The organism is Tropicimonas sediminicola, from assembly GCF_900188335.1.
Classification (GTDB): Bacteria; Pseudomonadota; Alphaproteobacteria; order Rhodobacterales; family Rhodobacteraceae; genus Tropicimonas; species Tropicimonas sediminicola.
In genome coordinates this window covers 40,094-55,745 of record NZ_FZOY01000009.1, presented here as the reverse complement: position 1 = coordinate 55,745, position 15,652 = coordinate 40,094, and the positions used below count along the sequence as shown (strand labels likewise).

General features: G+C 66.8%; 15 protein-coding genes. 7 read left to right on the top strand and 8 right to left on the bottom strand.

Annotated elements, in window-relative coordinates; translation table 11 throughout:
* Positions 1-5: 5 nt before the first annotated feature.
* The 4 genes from CHB86_RS19590 to CHB86_RS19575 all read left to right on the top strand — a co-directional run bounded on the left by CHB86_RS19590 (position 6) and on the right by CHB86_RS19575 (position 5,403).
* Positions 6-1,166: an acyl-CoA dehydrogenase family protein gene (locus tag CHB86_RS19590; protein ID WP_089234806.1), complete on the top strand. Its 1,161-nt coding sequence runs from the start codon at positions 6-8 to the stop codon at positions 1,164-1,166.
* Positions 1,167-1,223: 57 nt separating this feature from the next.
* Positions 1,224-2,561, top strand: coding sequence for a nucleotide disphospho-sugar-binding domain-containing protein (locus CHB86_RS19585; RefSeq protein ID WP_089234805.1), 1,338 nt, complete (start codon positions 1,224-1,226; stop codon positions 2,559-2,561).
* Positions 2,562-2,663: 102 nt separating this feature from the next.
* The gene (locus CHB86_RS19580) at positions 2,664-3,851 is read left to right on the top strand and encodes a HupE/UreJ family protein (RefSeq protein WP_176442941.1); all 1,188 of its coding nucleotides are present in this window, start codon (positions 2,664-2,666) and stop codon (positions 3,849-3,851) included.
* A 133-nt stretch (positions 3,852-3,984) separates the two neighbouring features.
* Positions 3,985-5,403, top strand: coding sequence for a radical SAM/SPASM domain-containing protein (locus CHB86_RS19575; RefSeq protein ID WP_089234803.1), 1,419 nt, complete (start codon positions 3,985-3,987; stop codon positions 5,401-5,403).
* Positions 5,404-5,464: 61 nt separating this feature from the next.
* Here CHB86_RS19575 and CHB86_RS19570 read toward each other — a convergent pair whose 3' ends face one another.
* The gene (locus CHB86_RS19570; protein ID WP_089234802.1) at positions 5,465-6,430 is read right to left on the bottom strand and encodes a sodium-dependent bicarbonate transport family permease; all 966 of its coding nucleotides are present in this window, start codon (positions 6,428-6,430) and stop codon (positions 5,465-5,467) included.
* A 99-nt stretch (positions 6,431-6,529) separates the two neighbouring features.
* On the opposite strand from CHB86_RS19570, the gene CHB86_RS19565 reads away from it, so the two are divergent.
* Positions 6,530-7,441, top strand: a complete 912-nt coding sequence (locus tag CHB86_RS19565) for a hydrogen peroxide-inducible genes activator (RefSeq protein WP_089234801.1) — start codon at positions 6,530-6,532, stop codon at positions 7,439-7,441.
* Positions 7,442-7,576: 135 nt separating this feature from the next.
* The gene (locus CHB86_RS19560) at positions 7,577-8,671 is read left to right on the top strand and encodes a M20 family metallopeptidase (protein WP_089234800.1); all 1,095 of its coding nucleotides are present in this window, start codon (positions 7,577-7,579) and stop codon (positions 8,669-8,671) included.
* Here CHB86_RS19560 and CHB86_RS19555 read toward each other — a convergent pair.
* Positions 8,641-9,306, bottom strand: coding sequence for a TenA family protein (locus CHB86_RS19555; RefSeq protein ID WP_089234799.1), 666 nt, complete (start codon positions 9,304-9,306; stop codon positions 8,641-8,643). The genes CHB86_RS19560 and CHB86_RS19555 overlap by 31 nt on opposite strands.
* A complete protein-coding gene (locus CHB86_RS19550; protein ID WP_089234798.1) occupies positions 9,299-10,141 on the bottom strand; it encodes a BtpA/SgcQ family protein in 843 nt (280 codons plus the stop codon). The genes CHB86_RS19555 and CHB86_RS19550 overlap by 8 nt, the downstream gene beginning before the upstream one ends.
* Positions 10,142-10,173: 32 nt before the next feature.
* Here CHB86_RS19550 and CHB86_RS19545 point away from each other — a divergent pair, with 32 nt between their 5' ends.
* The gene (locus CHB86_RS19545) at positions 10,174-11,052 is read left to right on the top strand and encodes a PfkB family carbohydrate kinase (RefSeq protein WP_089234797.1); all 879 of its coding nucleotides are present in this window, start codon (positions 10,174-10,176) and stop codon (positions 11,050-11,052) included.
* Between the two features lie 21 nt (positions 11,053-11,073).
* On the opposite strand, the gene CHB86_RS19540 is transcribed toward CHB86_RS19545, so the two are convergent.
* From CHB86_RS19540 to CHB86_RS19520, 5 genes are read right to left on the bottom strand one after another with little or no spacing between them, the layout of a single operon-like run.
* Positions 11,074-11,838, bottom strand: a complete 765-nt coding sequence (locus tag CHB86_RS19540; RefSeq protein ID WP_089234796.1) for a glutamine amidotransferase — start codon at positions 11,836-11,838, stop codon at positions 11,074-11,076.
* Between the two features lie 16 nt (positions 11,839-11,854).
* On the bottom strand, positions 11,855-12,919 hold the full coding sequence (locus tag CHB86_RS19535) for a phosphotriesterase family protein (protein WP_089234795.1): 1,065 nt from the start codon (positions 12,917-12,919) through the stop codon (positions 11,855-11,857).
* On the bottom strand, positions 12,916-13,920 hold the full coding sequence (locus CHB86_RS19530) for an ABC transporter permease (RefSeq protein ID WP_089234794.1): 1,005 nt from the start codon (positions 13,918-13,920) through the stop codon (positions 12,916-12,918). Before CHB86_RS19530 ends, CHB86_RS19535 begins: the two co-directional genes overlap by 4 nt.
* Positions 13,920-14,705 carry an ATP-binding cassette domain-containing protein gene (locus tag CHB86_RS19525; RefSeq protein WP_089234793.1) on the bottom strand — a complete coding sequence of 262 codons (786 nt, stop codon included), beginning with the start codon at positions 14,703-14,705 and terminating at the stop codon, positions 13,920-13,922. Before CHB86_RS19525 ends, CHB86_RS19530 begins: the two co-directional genes overlap by 1 nt.
* Complete coding sequence (locus CHB86_RS19520; RefSeq protein ID WP_089234792.1) at positions 14,702-15,637, bottom strand: substrate-binding domain-containing protein; 936 nt, start codon at positions 15,635-15,637, stop codon at positions 14,702-14,704. Before CHB86_RS19520 ends, CHB86_RS19525 begins: the two co-directional genes overlap by 4 nt.
* Positions 15,638-15,652: the final 15 nt, after the last annotated feature.

Below are 15,652 nucleotides of genomic sequence, written 5' to 3'. Positions count from 1 at the left end.
CCACCATGCCTTTGACGACCGAGCAGATCGAACTGCGGGACGCCGCGCGGGACTTTGCCGCCGCCAATCTCGGCCGCGATCTGGAAGCGCGAGACCGGCGCGGGGCAGAGGACGCCGAGGATTGGTTGGGGGATTGGCGGAAATGCGCGGAATACGGGTTCCTGTCGGTGCAACTGCCGGTCGAGTTCGGCGGCCGGGGCATGAGTGTTTCCTCGACCGCCGCGATGCTCGAAGGACTGGGGATGGGATGCGCCGACAACGGCCTGACCCTCGCCGTCAACGGGCAGGTCTGGGCGGTGACCGAAGCGATCAAGACCTTTGCGACAGATGAGCAGGCGCGCCGCTGGCTTCCGGGGCTGGGCGATGGCAGCCTGATCGGGGCGGACGGCATGACCGAGCGCGACTCAGGGTCCGACGCCTTCGCGCTGGAGACAACCGCCGAACGGGTGGACGGCGGCTACGTGCTGAACGGCGAGAAGATCCTGATCGGCCTTGCTCCAAGATGCGACATCGCGCTGGTCTTCGCCTCGACCGATCCGGCGGCCGGGCGGTGGGGCGTTTCCGCCTTCATCGTGGAGGCTGGCGACGAGGGGTTCGAGCGGGGATTGCCGGCCTCGAAGATGGGCCTGCGCACGGCCCCGCTCGGCGGGCTCACGCTCAACAACTGCTTCGTCCCGGAAGACCGCCTCCTCGGAGGCGAGGGCGATGGCGGCGCGATCTTCCAGCACTCGGTCGAATGGGAGCGCTGTTTCATCTTTGCCAGCCACGTCGGGTCGATGGCGCGCCAGTTGGAGCAATGCGTGGACTTCGCCGGTAGGCGGAAGGTGTTCGGAACGGCCATCGCCAACCACCAGTCGGTCGGCAACCGGCTCGCGGACATGCGCCTGCGGCTCGAGACGTCTCGGCTGATGCTCTACCACGCCGCCGAGATGAAAGATCGCGGCGAGCCCTGCACGATGACGGCGGCGATGACCAAGCTCCACATCTCCGAGGCCTTCGTCGCGAACAGCACGGACGCGCTGCGCATCCATGGCGGTGCGGGGTACATGACCGAAACCGGCGTAGAGCGCGATCTGCGGGATGCGCTTGGCGGTGTGATCTACGGCGGCACGTCCGATATCCAGCGGCAGGTGATTTCCGCGATCCTGATGGGAGGGCGCGCCTGATGCCGCGGCGTCCTCGCAGGATCCGTGCCCTGCTGGCGCCCGGTGACGGGACGTAGCATGGCCCGAATCCTTGTCGCCAGCACCGGAATGCTCAGCAGCGTCTTCGTCGCTGCCGAGTTCGGTCGGCGGCTTGTCCGTGACGGCCACGAGGCCCTGCTCGTCACGACCGAAAACCACGGCGATCGCGTGCGGGAGTTCGGGCTGGCGTTCCGGGCGATGCCAAAGGTGCCGATCACGCCACTTGCCTGTCCACTGGAGGGGCTCGGCAAGAACCCGTTTGTCCGGACCCCGGCGCGGCGCCGGCAACGACTGGAAGAGACAGCAGCCATGCTCGGTGCCGCCGAGTTCGGCGCGATGCTCGACGAGATCAGCCCGGACCTTGCAGTGATCGACTTCGAACTGCACGGGCCGATCATCGCGGCCCTCGGACGCGGTCAGCGCACCGCCCTTTTGCATTGCTTCTTTTCGACAATGGTCGGCCCGCGGAACCCGCCGCTCGGTTCCTTTACGGTGCCGGGCAGCGAGCCTGAGGGCGCGCCCGAGCCTGTCATGAACGAATGGTCAGATCTGCTCCGCTGGAAACGCCGGCAGGAGATCGTCGGCGCTCTGCGGCATTGGGGCGGGGACATCCCGTCGGCCTTGGGCCATCTGGCGCGCAAGCACCGGGTTGCTCGCGACATGTTCGTGCGGAGGCGGTGGCAGTATCCTTGGGGCTATCGGCTGCCCTGCCTGATGACCAGTCCGGCGGAGTTGGATTTTCCCGGCGAGGGGGATGATGACGTTCGCTACATAGGTCCGATGATCGCCGGGACGCGGCCAGAGGGGGTGTCGCGAGCCGATGTCCCGGGCATCCTGGGATCGGAGGCCGCGGCCAACGGCAAGCCTGTCGTTCTGGCCTCCTTCGGCACGGTGAACTCACCGCCGCCCGCGTTCCTCGAGGCGCTCTGGGCGGCCTTCGAGGCGCGCCCGGACCGTGTCCTGATCCACGTGGTCCCGCCCAAAGCCGACGCGCCGCGGCGGTCACCCCCGGACAACGTGACGGTGGTGGACTGGCTCGACCAGCCTGCCGCGCTCGAACGGGCGTCCCTGATGATCAACCACGGCGGCGTCGGATCGGTTCGGGAGGCGGCGCACCGGGGTGTGCCGCAGATCGTCGTCGCGGCCGACATGATGGATCGTCCAGGCGGCGCCGCGCGGGTTCTCTCCCATGGATTGGGCGCTCGCCTGGCCGGTCGTGAAACAGCAGAGCAGATATCGGGGACGATCGACGCCGTTCTCGCGGACGAAGGCATCGCCGCAGCCTGTGCCCGCATGTCGGAGGCCTCGCAAAGCTACGCCGCGAGGCGGGTCGCCGAGCGCGCGGTGAGACAGTTGTTGGACGAGGAGCGGACATGAACGCGGTGTCCGAGAATGGGATGTGCGGCAACGGAATGGCCAAGAGGGCCTGTCCGGTGCCTGGTGGAGTTTCAGGATGATTGTTTCGGAGGGAAGATGAGAGTGTGTGAAGTTCAAACGGCGCCGATCCGGTGGGTCCGCCAGATGCTGTTCCTGTGGGCGCTTACCGCGCTCTGTGTGATTTCAGGCGCGTCCGCATCGCAGGCCCATGCGCGTGACGAGAACTACGTCTGGATCAACGTCGAGACGGATCGGCTGAGCGGGCGCTTCGAGATCGCGTTCGACGACCTCCGGGACAGGCTCGGGATCGCGATCCCGGAGGAGCAGGATGCGCGGGAAGCCGCGGTCCGCGAGAACGCGGCCGAGATACAGCGCTACATCGACGAAAACTTCGACTTCCTGATCGATGGCGCGGAGCTTCAGGTGATCTTCGGGGAGGCCGGGCTCGCGCCGGGCGCGGAGACACGCTTTGCCTCCTTCGCTTTCGAGACGGCCCCGATCGACCCGCCTGACCAGATAGAGATCTGGAACGAGATCCTGCTGTCATGGGAGTCCCCGCTCTACCGAAGCCTCATCGTCGCGGAATACGACCGAAAGCGTGGCCTGACCCATCCGCAGGACCACGTTGTCCAGGTCTACGGACCCAACAAGACGCTTCAGACGCTGGACTTCACCAACCTCGAGACGATCCTGACGCCGCGGGAGTTCGTGTGGCAGGGCATCCTCCACGTCATCGCCGGTCCTGATCACGTTCTGTTTCTCGCCGCTCTGCTCCTTTCCGCGGTCATGCGCATGGCGCCGCCACGGCACTGGGAACCTGCAGAAGGCATGGGGAAGGTCGCGTGGAACGCGTTCTGGGTCATCACACTGTTCGCGGTTGCGCATTCGGCGACGCTGGCCTTGACGGTCCTTGGCATTCTCCAGCCGAACATCCAGCTGATCGAGTCCCTCATCGCGCTCTCGATCGTCGTTGTCGCGCTCAACAACCTGTTCCCGGTTCTCGACAGCGGGCGCTGGTTGCTGATCGTGTTCTTCGGGCTGTTCCACGGAATGGGCTTTGCCTCGGCGATGAGCGACCTTCAGTTCCGCCTCGTCGAGCCGATCAAGATCCTGCTGAACTTCAACGTCGGGATCGAGATCGGCCAGTTGATCATCCTCTTCCTCCTGCTGCCGCTGTTCTACATGATCCGAAAGACCGCGTTCTTCCGGCGCTGGATCTTTCAGGGCGGCAGCCTCGTGATCGCCGCTATTGCGGGATACTGGACGATCTCACGGGGACTCGGGTTGTGAGCGCTTTCCCCTTCGAGGGGCACGGAGCAGCCCCGGCGCTCCCGTGCAGAAATCGCCGCGCGCGCGCTGGAGCGCCAACGCGCTCCGGTGGGTGCTGACGTCAGATATGGGCATGTGATAGCATCGCCGGATCATGGATCAGCCAATCGAACAGACCGCTCCGGCCACGCCTGACCTCCAGGCTGCGGCCAGTGTCCTTCGGGACTATCGGGCGCGTTACAAGGCGTCGGCGAGGCTCACGGAGAGCGATCCGGCTTACGTGGATCCGCGCGCCTGCATCCGGGATGCGGTCGCCCGTGCCGAACAGGCTGCGGAGGCGGAAACGCCGGCTCTGAGCGCCGCGCTCTGGTCGGCTCTCGTCGAACGCAAGGGCGCGACGGAATTCGACTGGACCTGCGCGGCCTTCCATGCACTCGAGAACGACGATTTCGCGTTGGCCCAGTCGCGGGCCGCCCGGGCACTGGCGCGGGTGTCCAACGACCTCGGGGCTCAGGCGATCCTGCACCAGGCACAGCGGGGCGGGGCGGCGGATGTCGGCTTCACGGGCCGGTTCTGCGATGCGCCGTTTCGCACTATCGAGACCGCACCGGGCGGAGATGTCTATTTCTGCTGTCCGGCCTGGCTCCCGAAGCCGATCGGCAACCTCGGCGACGATTCCGCCGAAGCCATCTGGAACTCGGCGGCGGCCAGGGACATCCGGGCTTCGATCCACGACGGAAGCTACCGCTATTGCAGCCGGAGCCACTGCCCGAAACTTTCGGGCAATTCCCTGCCCGAAACGACCGAACTCACGCACGCCCGCATGGCCGAGATCGCGCAATCCGAAGCGACGGCGCTCGAGGACATGCCGGAGCGGCTGGTGTTGTCGCACGACCGGTCGTGCAACCTGTCCTGTCCCACCTGCCGCAGCGAACTCGTGCTTGCCCGCAAGGAGGAACAGAAACGCCTGAATGCGCTGGCCGACCGGGTGCTGTTTCCCCTCATGGGGCGGGCGCGGCGCGTGCGCCTGACCGGAAGCGGCGATCCCTTCGGCAGCGCGCATTTCCAGTACGTGCTGCGGCGTCTGCGGGACATCGAGAACCCAAACCTCAAGATCGATCTGCAGACGAACGGTGTGCTGCTGACGCCCGCGCTCTGGGAGCGTCTCGGGCTTGAGGGCAGGGTCGATCAGATGCTGGTCTCGGCCGACGCCGCCACGCCGGAGACCTATGCGGAACTTCGCCGCGGGGCGACGTTCGATCAGCTTCTGCGCGCGCTCGACTTCATCGCCGAGCTGCGGCGGGACAACCGGATCCGGGTCTTCCGGCTGGACTTCGTGGTGCAGGCCCGCAATTTCCGCGAGATGCCGGCCTTCGCCGAACTGGCCAGGAGCCTGGGATGCGACGGCGTGAAATTCCAGATGGTCCGCAACTGGGGCACCTTCACGCCGGAGGAATTCAGCGCCGCCGACATCGGCCGCCACGACCACCCGGAGCATGGTGCGTTCCGGGCGGTGCTGGAGGAACCCGTGCTGCAGTCTCCCGGCGTGGAAGTCTGGGGCCTCCGTCTCTAGCAGCAGCTGAAGAGCGGACCGGCAGGGAGGTGCGAGGGAACGTGCCGCCCGCCCTGCAGCTTCACGCCAGCCCGGCCAGCCAGAGGTACAGCGGAAGACCGAGCGTGATGTTGAACGGGAAGGTCACGCCGAGCGACAGGGTCAGGTAGATCCCCGATTCCGCCTGCGGCAGGGCGATCTTCATGGCGGCTGGCACCGCGATGTAGGAGGCCGAGGCCGACAGCACCATCAGCAGGAACAGGCTGCCGGTCTGCAACCCGATCAGGGCGCCGAGGCCGAACGCCAGCACCGCGCCGATCATCGGCATGAGCAGGCCGAAGGCGAACAGCCCCGCGCTCAGCAGGTGCCGATTGCGCAGCAGGCTGCGGCCGGCGGAAAGGCCCATGTCGAGCAGGAACAGGCAGAGGATCCCGGTGAACGGGGTCACCACGAAGGGGGCGATCATCTCCATCCCCTTGTCCTGCGTGACCGCACCGATCAGGAACGCCCCGGTCAGCAGAACGATGGAGCCGTTGGCGAACAATTCGCGCAAGGAAACGCTGCCGGCGCCCTCCGGGCTGCCGAACCGGTGCGCGATCCAGAGGGCCGAGAGGATTGCCGGCACCTCCATCGTTGCGGCCACCGCGACCATGTAGCCGTCCGAGGCGATGCCTGTCAGGTCCAGCAGGCTGGACGCCGCGACGAAGGTCACGATCGAGATCGATCCGTAGTGCCCGGCCACCGCCGCCGCGTTCAAAACGTTCAGCCGCGTCATGCTGCGCAACAGCCCATAGGCCACGAAGGGGATCAGGAAAGACAGGACCAGCCCGGCGCCAAGGGCGATGAAGATCTCCGCGTTCAGCCCGTGCTCGGCGAGGCTGTGGCCGCCTTTGAAGCCGATGGCGAGCAGCAGGTAGAGCGACATGAACTTGGCCGCGCCCTCGGGGATCGACAGGTCGCTGCGGACCACGGCGGCCACGAGACCGAGAACGAAGAACAGGATCGTCGGCACCATGAGATTGCCGATCAAGCTGTCGAAGGCATGCATCTTTCCGTAACTCCTGACGAAGGGTGCCTGCCTATTGCTCGGTTACGTATCATAGCTTAAATACAAATCAGTGACATTTTGGATAGTTTGAGGCTATGAATGCGCCCCACGTTGCGGCAACTGGAGTACATCGTGGCGGTCCATCAGCTGGGCAGCTTCGGTCTGGCGGCGGAAGTGAAGCACGTCAGCCAGCCCAGCCTTTCGAACCAGGTGGCGGCGGTTGAAGCCGAGCTCGGAGTGCGGCTGTTCGAGCGCGGACGGGGGGGCTCGCTGACCACGGCGAAGGGACTGGAGTTCGTTACGCGGGCGCGGCGGATTCTGTCGGAGGTCGAGGCGCTGCGTGCGGCGATGTTGTCGGATGTTCCGTTCGGTGGGCGGCTGCGGCTGGGCGTGCTTCCTTCGATCGGGCCCTACCTGCTGCCGCAGGCGATGAAGGCGCTGCACGAGGAGGAGCCGGAGCTGCGCGTGATCGTGCGCGAGGAGAACACGCTGAGCCTGGACGAAGGGATCCGCAACGGGCGCTTCGATGCCATCATATCGACGCCCGAGGACCACCCGAACGCCTTCCAGCACCCTCTGTTCATCGAGCCGCTCTGGGTTGCGGTGGCGCAGGACCATCCGCTGGTCGGTGCGTCCGAGGTCGAGGCCGCGCACCTCGCCGGCCAGAGGCTTCTGACACTGGATTCCGGCCACCGGCTGGCGCGGATCGTGTATGCCATAGCCGGCGCAAGCGGGGCCATGGTGTCGGACGATTACGAAGGAACGAGCCTCGATTCCATCGTGCTGATGGCGGCGACCGGGGCGGGGATCGGCATCCTGCCGGATCTTTTCGCGCGCAAGCAGGGCGTCCACCGCAGCGAGGTGCGCCTGATGCCGCTCGCGATGCCGGACGCCGACCGCACGATCAGCCTTCTCCTGCCGGTGAACCGCCCCAAGGGCCTGGCGCGGTCGCTTGCGGGCATCCTGCGCCGGTCCGCCGAAGATCTGGAACTGCAGGTGATCGACGGCTGAGGATGGGGGCGCCCACGCTGCTCCCGACGGCTTTGATGCCGAGAAAAGGCTGGGTGTTGCGGGCCGGGTGTGGCGCCGGTGCGATGGGGCCGGTAAGGGATGGCCAGGGATCACCAGGATTGGAGCCGCTTGCAGATGAGTTCGATACCGACCGACGTCGTCGCGATCACCCAACGCCTGATTGCATTCGACACGGTCAACCCGCCGGGGCGCGAGAGGGAGGCCGCCGAATACTGCGCGCAACTCCTCTCGGCGGCAGGTTTCGACTGTCGCCTCGTGGATCACGGTCAGGGCCGTGCGAGCCTCGTCGCGCAACGCGGGGCCGACCCGCGGCTATGCTTCAGTGGCCATCTCGATACCGTGCCGCTGGGGCGCGTCGACTGGAGCCGGCCGGCGCATCTCGGGGTGGTGGAAGGCGATCGGCTGTTCGGACGCGGCAGCAGCGACATGAAGGGCGGTGTGGCGGCTTTCCTCGTCGCTGCCGCACGCAGCAATGCGCCGGTCTCCGTCGTGCTGGCCGCCGGCGAGGAGACGGGGTGCGATGGCGCGCGCTGGCTTGCGGAGGCCGGCGACCTGCCGCAGGCGCGGGCCGTCATCGTGGGCGAGTCCACCGACAATCACCCGCTGGCCGGCCACAAGGGCGCCCTGTGGTTGAACCTCGTCTCGCGCGGGCAGACGGCCCATGGAGCCACGCCGGAACTCGGGGTGAACGCCATCGCCGGGATGACGGAGACACTGCGGCGCCTGTGCGCCTTCGATCCCGCGGTGAGCCATCCGCAGATGGGCCGGGCGACCTGCAATCTCGGGACCATCCGCGCCGGGATCAACGTGAATTCCGTGCCCGATCTCTGCGAACTGACGGTGGATCTGCGGTCGGTCGAAGGCGTTACGCATGAGGCGCTCACGCAAAAGGTGCGCGCGCTGTGCGATGCGGCCATCGAGATCGAAACCCTGCTGGACCTGCCCTCGGTCTGGACGGACCCGGCCTCACCATGGTTCGCCAGGGCCGCCGAGCGGGTGCACGCGATCACCGGGCGCGAGGGCGGTCCGGAATGTGCGACCTATTTCACGGACGCCTCGATACTTAAGCCGGCGATGGGCGGGCCCGAAGTGATGATCCTCGGGCCCGGCGCGCCGGATCAGCCGCACCGGACCGACGAATACGTCAGCACGGCGCGTCTCCGTGAGGCCGTGGAGATCTATGCGGCGCTGATCGAGGAGTCCGCGTAAGCCGCCGAGTGGAAGTCGATCTCGAGCTGCTGGACACGGCCGAACAGGCGCACCGTCGCATCGCACTCCGCCTCCGTCATGTCGGCGCCGAGCGCGTCGAGCCGGTCACGGAGCCAGGCGGCCTGGGCGGTAAAGCCGGGGGCTGCGTGCATGTCCACCCAGTCGCGCACCATGGGATCGCTGATCGTGGCGTCGCTCAGGGCAGTGCACCACGTCCAGTACATCCATTCGGCGGCGAACATCGCGGTGACGATGGCGCCGAAATCCCCGTCCCGGGCGATCTCCAGCATCCCATCGCGAAAGGCCGCCACGCGCGGATCGGCCTGCAGCGCGGCGTCGGTCACGATGCCGCGCTGTGCAAACGCGGTCTCGAAATACGCCATCTGCTCGTTCGCGAGGGCGTCCAGCGTGCCGATCAGCTTGCGCCTGTCCTCGAGATCCCTCGCCTTCGCGACCGCATAGCCGAAGATCGCGATCGCGGTCTCGACGAAGGCGCCCTCGATCAGCAGGTAGCGATCGAAGACCTCCGCCGGCAACTCGTCCGTCGCGATATCCTGCACGAAGCGATGGGAGAGCATCGCGGAGAAGACCGCGGCGTTTTCCTCGAGGATCCGGTCCGTGAGGCGCTCAGTCATCGAGCCCCTCGCTCGCCGCGGCCACGAAGCTCTGCACCCGCGCGGGATCGACCGGGTTCCACCAGACGCCGCCTTCCTTGAGCGACGAGGCGACGATGACGCCGTTGGTCCGCTTCAGGATGTCGAGGATGTTCGCCTCGGTGACGCCGGAGCCCACCAGCAGCGGCAGGTGGGTCGCGCCTCCGATCTCCTCGATCTCTTCCATCGTGGCGCTGTTGCCCGTGCGCTGGCCGGTGGCGATGATGCAGTCGCTGTCGAAGAAGGCGAGATCGCGGGCCAGTTCCGGGATCGGCCGGTCGGCGACGATGGCGTGGCTGCCGTGCTTCACATGGGCATCGGTGAAGATCTTCACCCGTTCGGCCCTGAGCAGCGCCCGGTAGCGCAGCGCCTCGGCGGCGCGGCCTTCCATGAAGCCCTCATTGGCGACATAGGCATTGGCCCACTGGTTCACCCGGATGAAATCGGCGCCCCCCGCAACCGCGGTCGCCAGCGCCGGCAGGGGCGCGTTGGCAAGCACGTTGATCCCCATGGGAACGCCAAACGCTCGCTTGATCCGGTCGGTCACGACCGACAGGAATGCCGGGGTCTCCGGGCCGATATCCTCGGGCTTGGAGAAGGGGATGTCGCCATGGTTCTCGACGATCAGCCCGTGCAGCCCGCCGGCGACCAGCCGTTCGGCATCGCGCATGCAGGCGTCGTAGATCTCGTCCAGCGTCTCGCCGCGGTAACGGGGGGCGCCGGGGAAGGGCGGGCAATGGATCATTCCGATCAACGCCTTGTCGCGCCCGAAGATATCTCTTATCGCACCGGAAGTCCGGTCGGATATGAGTTGCATGTCATGACCTTTCGGTATGGAGGGACTTGAAGATGAAGGCCTTTGTCATCGGCAACGTGGCTCTGGACGAGACACTCTCCATCGTGGATTTTCCCCGCCCCGGCGCGTCGATCTTCGGCGCGGCGCTGTCGCATGACCTGGGCGGGAAGGGGGCGAACCAGGCGATCGCCATGGCGCGGACCGGGCTCGCGTGCCGCTTTTCCGGGGCTGTCGGCCGGGACGGCCGCGGACAGGAGATCGCACGCCGGCTGGAGGCGGAGGCACTGGAGGCGCGGCTGATCGAGATCGACGGCACCGCGACCGATTTCTCGATCATCCTGATGGCCGAGCAGGGGGAGAACGCCGTCATCACCACCCGCGAGGCGGCCGCCGCGATGACGCCGGAGATGGCACGGGGCGCGCTCGACGGGGCACAAGCGGGCGACCTGCTGGTCATGCAGGGCAACCTCGGGGCAAAGACCACGCGCGCCGCGCTGGCCGAGGCCCGTGCGCGCGGTGTGCGCACGGCGCTCAACCCGTCTCCGCTGCAACCGTACTTCGCCGATCTCTGGCCGCTCGTGGACAGCGCCTTCGTGAACGAGGGCGAGGCCGAGGCGCTCGGCGGGGTCGAGGCGATCCTGGCGGCGGGCGTGACCGACGTGGTGCTGACGCTGGGCGGGCAGGGGGCGGCGCTGATCCGGCAGGACGGCCGCATCGACGTGCCGGCCGAGCCCTGCACGGTTGTCGACACCACCGGGGCAGGGGATTGCTTCATGGCTGTCGCGCTGGCCTCGGCAGCACTGCGCGGCTGCCCGCTGGACGCGCGCGCGCTCGGCCACGCGGCCCGCGCCGCGGCACATGCCGTGGCGCGCGCCGGCACCGTGAGCGCCTTTCCCGACCGGGCCGAGATGGCGCGTTTCCTCGCCACCTGACAGCCCGGCCGGACGCGTGCCTCAGCGTGCGACAAGCCAGCCGAACACATTCCGCCACAGCGTCGCGTATCCTTCCCATTCGCAGAAATCTGGTGAGAGCCAGTGCGGACCGATGTCCGAGGTCCAGACGGCCGTGCGTCCCTTGCCATGGCTGCCGAGCACGAGCAGCGGATGGCCGCCCTGATCCTCCGGCAGTTTCGCCACGACCTCGGCGCCCTCGCGCAGCTCGACCTCGTTGACGCCGAGGATCGGCGGCCAGGCGGTGCCGGTCAGGCCGGCAACCGTCTCGTGCTCCGGTTGCACGATCTCGGCGATCGCGCCTTCGGGGATTTCCACGCGGTCGTCCCAGGGCAGGCAGGTGACCGGCAGGACATCCTCGACCGGCGTCTTGCGCCAGCGGGCCTTGCCGTCGATGCCCTGGAAGGAGAAATAGCCGCCCATCATGATAAGGTTGCCGCCATCGGCGACCCATTGCTTCAGCATGCGCAGCCGGTTGGGTACGCATTTCGAGCGCAGCCAGACGTCGGGCGGCAACAGAAAGGTGTTGGCGCCGATGTCGGACAGGATGATGATGTCGTATTTCTCCAGGCCAACGGCCTCGAAGGGGAAACCTTCGGCCGCGGCGTGGGCGGTCATGTAGTCGATCTCGTAGCCGCTGCCGGCCATGGCCTTCAGCAGAGGGTCGGCGCCGGTGTGGAAATGAACCGAGCCGAATTGGTCGAACCCCTTGTAATGGGTCTCGGAAGTGGTCCAGCTCTCGCCGACCAGCAGCACTTTTGTGCTCATGTCTTTCTCCTGTGTCTCAGATCGTCGCGTCGAAGACGCGGCGTGGGTTGGTCACCATCAGTGTTTTGAGCTGGTCCGGCGTGGCGCCGTGGCGCAGCAGCCGTGGCAGGAAGTGCCGGGTGACGAAGGCATAGCCGTTGCCGCCGTACCGGGTCAGCATCATCTTGATGAAGACGTCGTGCGAGAGCAGCAGGCGGTCGAGGTAGCCGTGCTCGACAAGGCCCATGATCGCGCCGGCGACCTCGTCGTCGGAGGGGCATTGCACGCCCTGGTCGGCATAGAAGTAGTCCATGCCGATCATGTCGAACTCGATGAAGGCCCCGCGCGCGGCCAGCGTCGCCTGGTAGACGGGGTCCATGTGCGAGGGGTTCATGTGGCACAGCACCGTGTGGCGCAGGTCGGCCCCTTCCTCCTCGACGATATCGAGCACCTTGTGCGCCAGCCGGAACCAGCCCGGCAGGTGCACCATCAGCGGCAGCCCGGTGCGGCCTTGCGCCCGCGCCGCGCCGCGCAGGGATTTTTCCTCCTCGGGGGTGAAATCCGCCGAGACGCCGATCTCACCGATCAGGCCGATCTTCGCATCGGTCCCGTCAACGCCCTCCAGCGCTTCGGCGACGATCTCGTCGGCGATTTCGTCGGCGGTGAGGGAGGCGACGCGCTCCGGCATGGACGAGGCGAGGTAGTAGCCCGCGCCCATGACGATCTGCACGCCCGTCTCCGCCGCAATCCGGCGCAGCTTGACCGGATCGCGCCCGATGCCGCGGCAGGTCGGGTCCACGATGCTGCGTCCCCCGACGGCGGCGAACTGCTTCACCTCGTCGATGGCCAGCTCCAGCTCGTCCAGCGAGATGTTGTGCTTGTTGACGAAGGGATCCTGCCGCAGCTCCGACAGGATCTCGATGGAGACGGGCGCCTCGGCGAGGTACTGGCGCTCCGGCTCCTGCGGCGGGTTCCACCAGCAGGAGCAGTCGTTCTGAAGGTGCTCGTGCATCAGCGTGTGGCCGAGCGCCGCCGACGGGATGGGCCCGTCGACGGTCATCACCCGGCCCGAGCCGATATGGCATTGGGACAGTTCGCTCATGCCGGTTTCTTTCTCGCGAAACGCCAGTTGCGGTCGAACAGGCGGGTGTTCATCCAGATTGCCACCAGGATGATCGTGCCCGTCACGATCTGGGTGAAGAAGGGCGAGATGTGCATCAGGATCAGCCCGTTGCCGATCACGGCGATGGTGAGCGTGCCGAGCACCGTGCCCAGCATGGAGGCCCGCCCGCCCATCAGCGAGGTGCCGCCAAGGACCACCGCGGCGATCACCTGAAGCTCGAACCCCTGTGCGGCGTTGGACGAGCCCGAGCCGAGCCGCGCGGCGATCAGCATGCCCGCGATGGCGCTGGCCACGCCCGAGACGACATAGACCGAGGCCAGTACCTTCTTGGCTGGCATGCCGACGCGCCGCGCCGCCTCCATGTTGGAGCCCACGGCCACCACTTGCCGGCCGTACTGTGTGCGAAGCATGACGACGAAGCCCAGGATGGCGATCAGGATCGCGATCAGGGCCGGCACCGGAAAGCCGAGGATCTCGCCCCGCCCGAGCCAGAAGAAGCCCGCAGCGTCCCGAATTGGAATGGAATAACCTTCGGTCAGGAGCAGGGCGAAGCCCCGCAGTATCGACAGCCCCGCAAGCGTGACGATGAAGGCCGGGATGCCCTGGTAGGAAATGAACCAGCCCTGCGCGCCGCCGATCACCGCGCCCGCGATCAGCATCAAGACGACGACCACGGGCCACGGGATGCCGGTTGCCATCAATATGGCTGCGAGCGCGTTGATCAGGGCGACCTGCGAGCCGACCGACAGGTCGATGCCGGCGGTGGTGATGACCAGCGTCATCGCCACGGCGACGATCAGGATCGGCGCCGCCTGCCGCACCACGTTGAGCAGGTTGCCCGAGGTGAGGAAGGTCGTGGTCATGGCGCTGAAGAACAGGATGCAGATCGCGAAGAACAGCGCGATGGAGAGCACCTGTGCGTGTTCGGACAGGTAGTCGGCCAGCCGGGAGCCAGCTTGCCGCTCGGTATAGGTCGCCATCAGTGGCCTCCCTTTCCGACGATGAGGTCGACGAGTTCCTGGAGATCGGTTTCGCCAATGTTGCGTTCGGCGACCTTGGTGCCTTCGTACATCACCGCCACCCGGTCGCAGACGCGGAAAAGGTCCTGCATCCGGTGGGTGACGAGCACCACGGCCACGCCGCGCGCCTTGACGCGGTTTATGAGGGCCAGAACCGCCTCGACCTCCGCCACGGCCAGCGCCGAGGTCGGTTCGTCCATCAGCAGAATCTTCGGCTCGAAGCTGGCGGCGCGCGCGATGGCGATGGCCTGGCGCTGGCCGCCGGAAAGCTTCTCGACCTTGGCGGTCAACCGGGGGATGCGGATCTCAAGCGCGGCGAGCATCTCTTCGGCCTGCGCGAGCATCCGTTTCTGATCGAGGAAGGGGCCGCGTTTCAGTTCGCGCCCGAGAAACAGGTTGCCGACCACGTCCACGTGATCGCAGAGCGACAGGTCCTGGTAGACCATCTCGATGCTCAGGTCGCGCGCCTCGGACGGCGTGGAAAAGCGCACCTTGCGGCCCTCGAGCTCGATTTCGCCCTCGTCGGGGATGTAGGTGCCGGAGATCACCTTGGAGAGGGTGGACTTGCCGGCCGCGTTGTCGCCGATCAGCCCGAGGCATTCGCCGGGCCGGATGTCGAGGTCGACCCCACGCAGCGCCTCGTGCGAGCCGAATGTCTTGTGGATGTTTCTCAGCCGAAGGATCGGCTCGGCCGGGAGGGGGGCATCCCCCCTCCCTTCCGCAATTTGTGCCTCTGCCGCCATCATTCGAAGAGCGACCGGAAGCTGTCCACGTTCTCGCTCGTGACGATGGTCACCGGCACCGAGATCTCCTTTTCGACTTCGCCGCCTTCCGACAGCGTCATCAGCGCGGTGACCGCGGCTGCGCCCATCAGCGAGGGATCCTGCTGGATCACCGCCTTGACGTAGCCGGCGTCGATCCCGTCGATCACCTGCGCGGTGAGGTCCCAACCGAAGATCGCCACGTCTTCCTGCTTGCCCTGGCTTTCTACGGCCGCGACGGCGCCCATCAGCGCGGGCTCGCCGGTGGCATAGATCGCGGTCAGGTCGGGGTTGGCAGTGATCAGGTTCTCGGCCGCGCCAAGCGCCACGTCCTGGATGTTCTGCCCGTCAACCGTGCCGGCCACGGTGACCATGCCGCTGTCGAGCGCCCCCTCGAAGCCGTCCTTGCGGACGTTCTGGATGTAGGAGTTCAGGGCGCCGACGATGCCGAGCTTGGACTCGCCGCTCATGCTCTCGTTGTAATAGGCCGCGAGGTCCGCGCCGGCCTGGGCGTTGTCGACGCCGATCTGGGCGGCCTGCGGACCTTCGGGCAGGATGGCGTCGATGGCGACAACCGGGATGCCCGCCGCCGCGGCCTGCTCGACCGCCGGCATGATGCCGTTGACGTCGATGGCGACAACGGCCAGCCCGTCGACACCTTCCTGGATGTAGGTCTCGATGGCGCTGTTCTGGGCCGCGGAATCGTTGTTGGCGTTGAAGATCACCAGGTTCACGCCGGCCTCGGCAGCCGCTTCCTCGGCGCCACGGTTCATCTCGTTGAAGAACAGCGCCTGCTGGTTGATCTGGACCAGGGCAAAGGTCTTTTCCTCCTGGGCCAGGGCCGGCAGGGCCATGGTGCCGATCATCGTGGTGGCCAGAAGCGCGCCAAGCTGTCTGCGGGTAAGGTGGTCGGTCATTTTCGTTATCCTCGC

Bases quoted from the DNA above. Each gene is read 5' to 3' on its own strand.
- CHB86_RS19590 (WP_089234806.1), top strand. From the start codon at position 6: ATGCCTTTGACGACCGAGCAGATCGAACTGCGGGACGCCGCGCGGGAC.
- CHB86_RS19585 (WP_089234805.1), top strand. From the start codon at position 1,224: ATGGCCCGAATCCTTGTCGCCAGCACCGGAATGCTCAGCAGCGTCTTC.
- CHB86_RS19575 (WP_089234803.1), top strand. From the start codon at position 3,985: ATGGATCAGCCAATCGAACAGACCGCTCCGGCCACGCCTGACCTCCAG.
- CHB86_RS19570 (WP_089234802.1), bottom strand. From the start codon at position 6,430: ATGCATGCCTTCGACAGCTTGATCGGCAATCTCATGGTGCCGACGATC.
- CHB86_RS19565 (WP_089234801.1), top strand. From the start codon at position 6,530: ATGCGCCCCACGTTGCGGCAACTGGAGTACATCGTGGCGGTCCATCAG.
- CHB86_RS19560 (WP_089234800.1), top strand. From the start codon at position 7,577: ATGAGTTCGATACCGACCGACGTCGTCGCGATCACCCAACGCCTGATT.
- CHB86_RS19555 (WP_089234799.1), bottom strand. From the start codon at position 9,306: ATGACTGAGCGCCTCACGGACCGGATCCTCGAGGAAAACGCCGCGGTC.
- CHB86_RS19550 (WP_089234798.1), bottom strand. From the start codon at position 10,141: ATGCAACTCATATCCGACCGGACTTCCGGTGCGATAAGAGATATCTTC.
- CHB86_RS19545 (WP_089234797.1), top strand. From the start codon at position 10,174: ATGAAGGCCTTTGTCATCGGCAACGTGGCTCTGGACGAGACACTCTCC.
- CHB86_RS19540 (WP_089234796.1), bottom strand. From the start codon at position 11,838: ATGAGCACAAAAGTGCTGCTGGTCGGCGAGAGCTGGACCACTTCCGAG.
- CHB86_RS19535 (WP_089234795.1), bottom strand. From the start codon at position 12,919: ATGAGCGAACTGTCCCAATGCCATATCGGCTCGGGCCGGGTGATGACC.
- CHB86_RS19530 (WP_089234794.1), bottom strand. From the start codon at position 13,920: ATGGCGACCTATACCGAGCGGCAAGCTGGCTCCCGGCTGGCCGACTAC.
- CHB86_RS19525 (WP_089234793.1), bottom strand. From the start codon at position 14,705: ATGATGGCGGCAGAGGCACAAATTGCGGAAGGGAGGGGGGATGCCCCC.
- CHB86_RS19520 (WP_089234792.1), bottom strand. From the start codon at position 15,637: ATGACCGACCACCTTACCCGCAGACAGCTTGGCGCGCTTCTGGCCACC.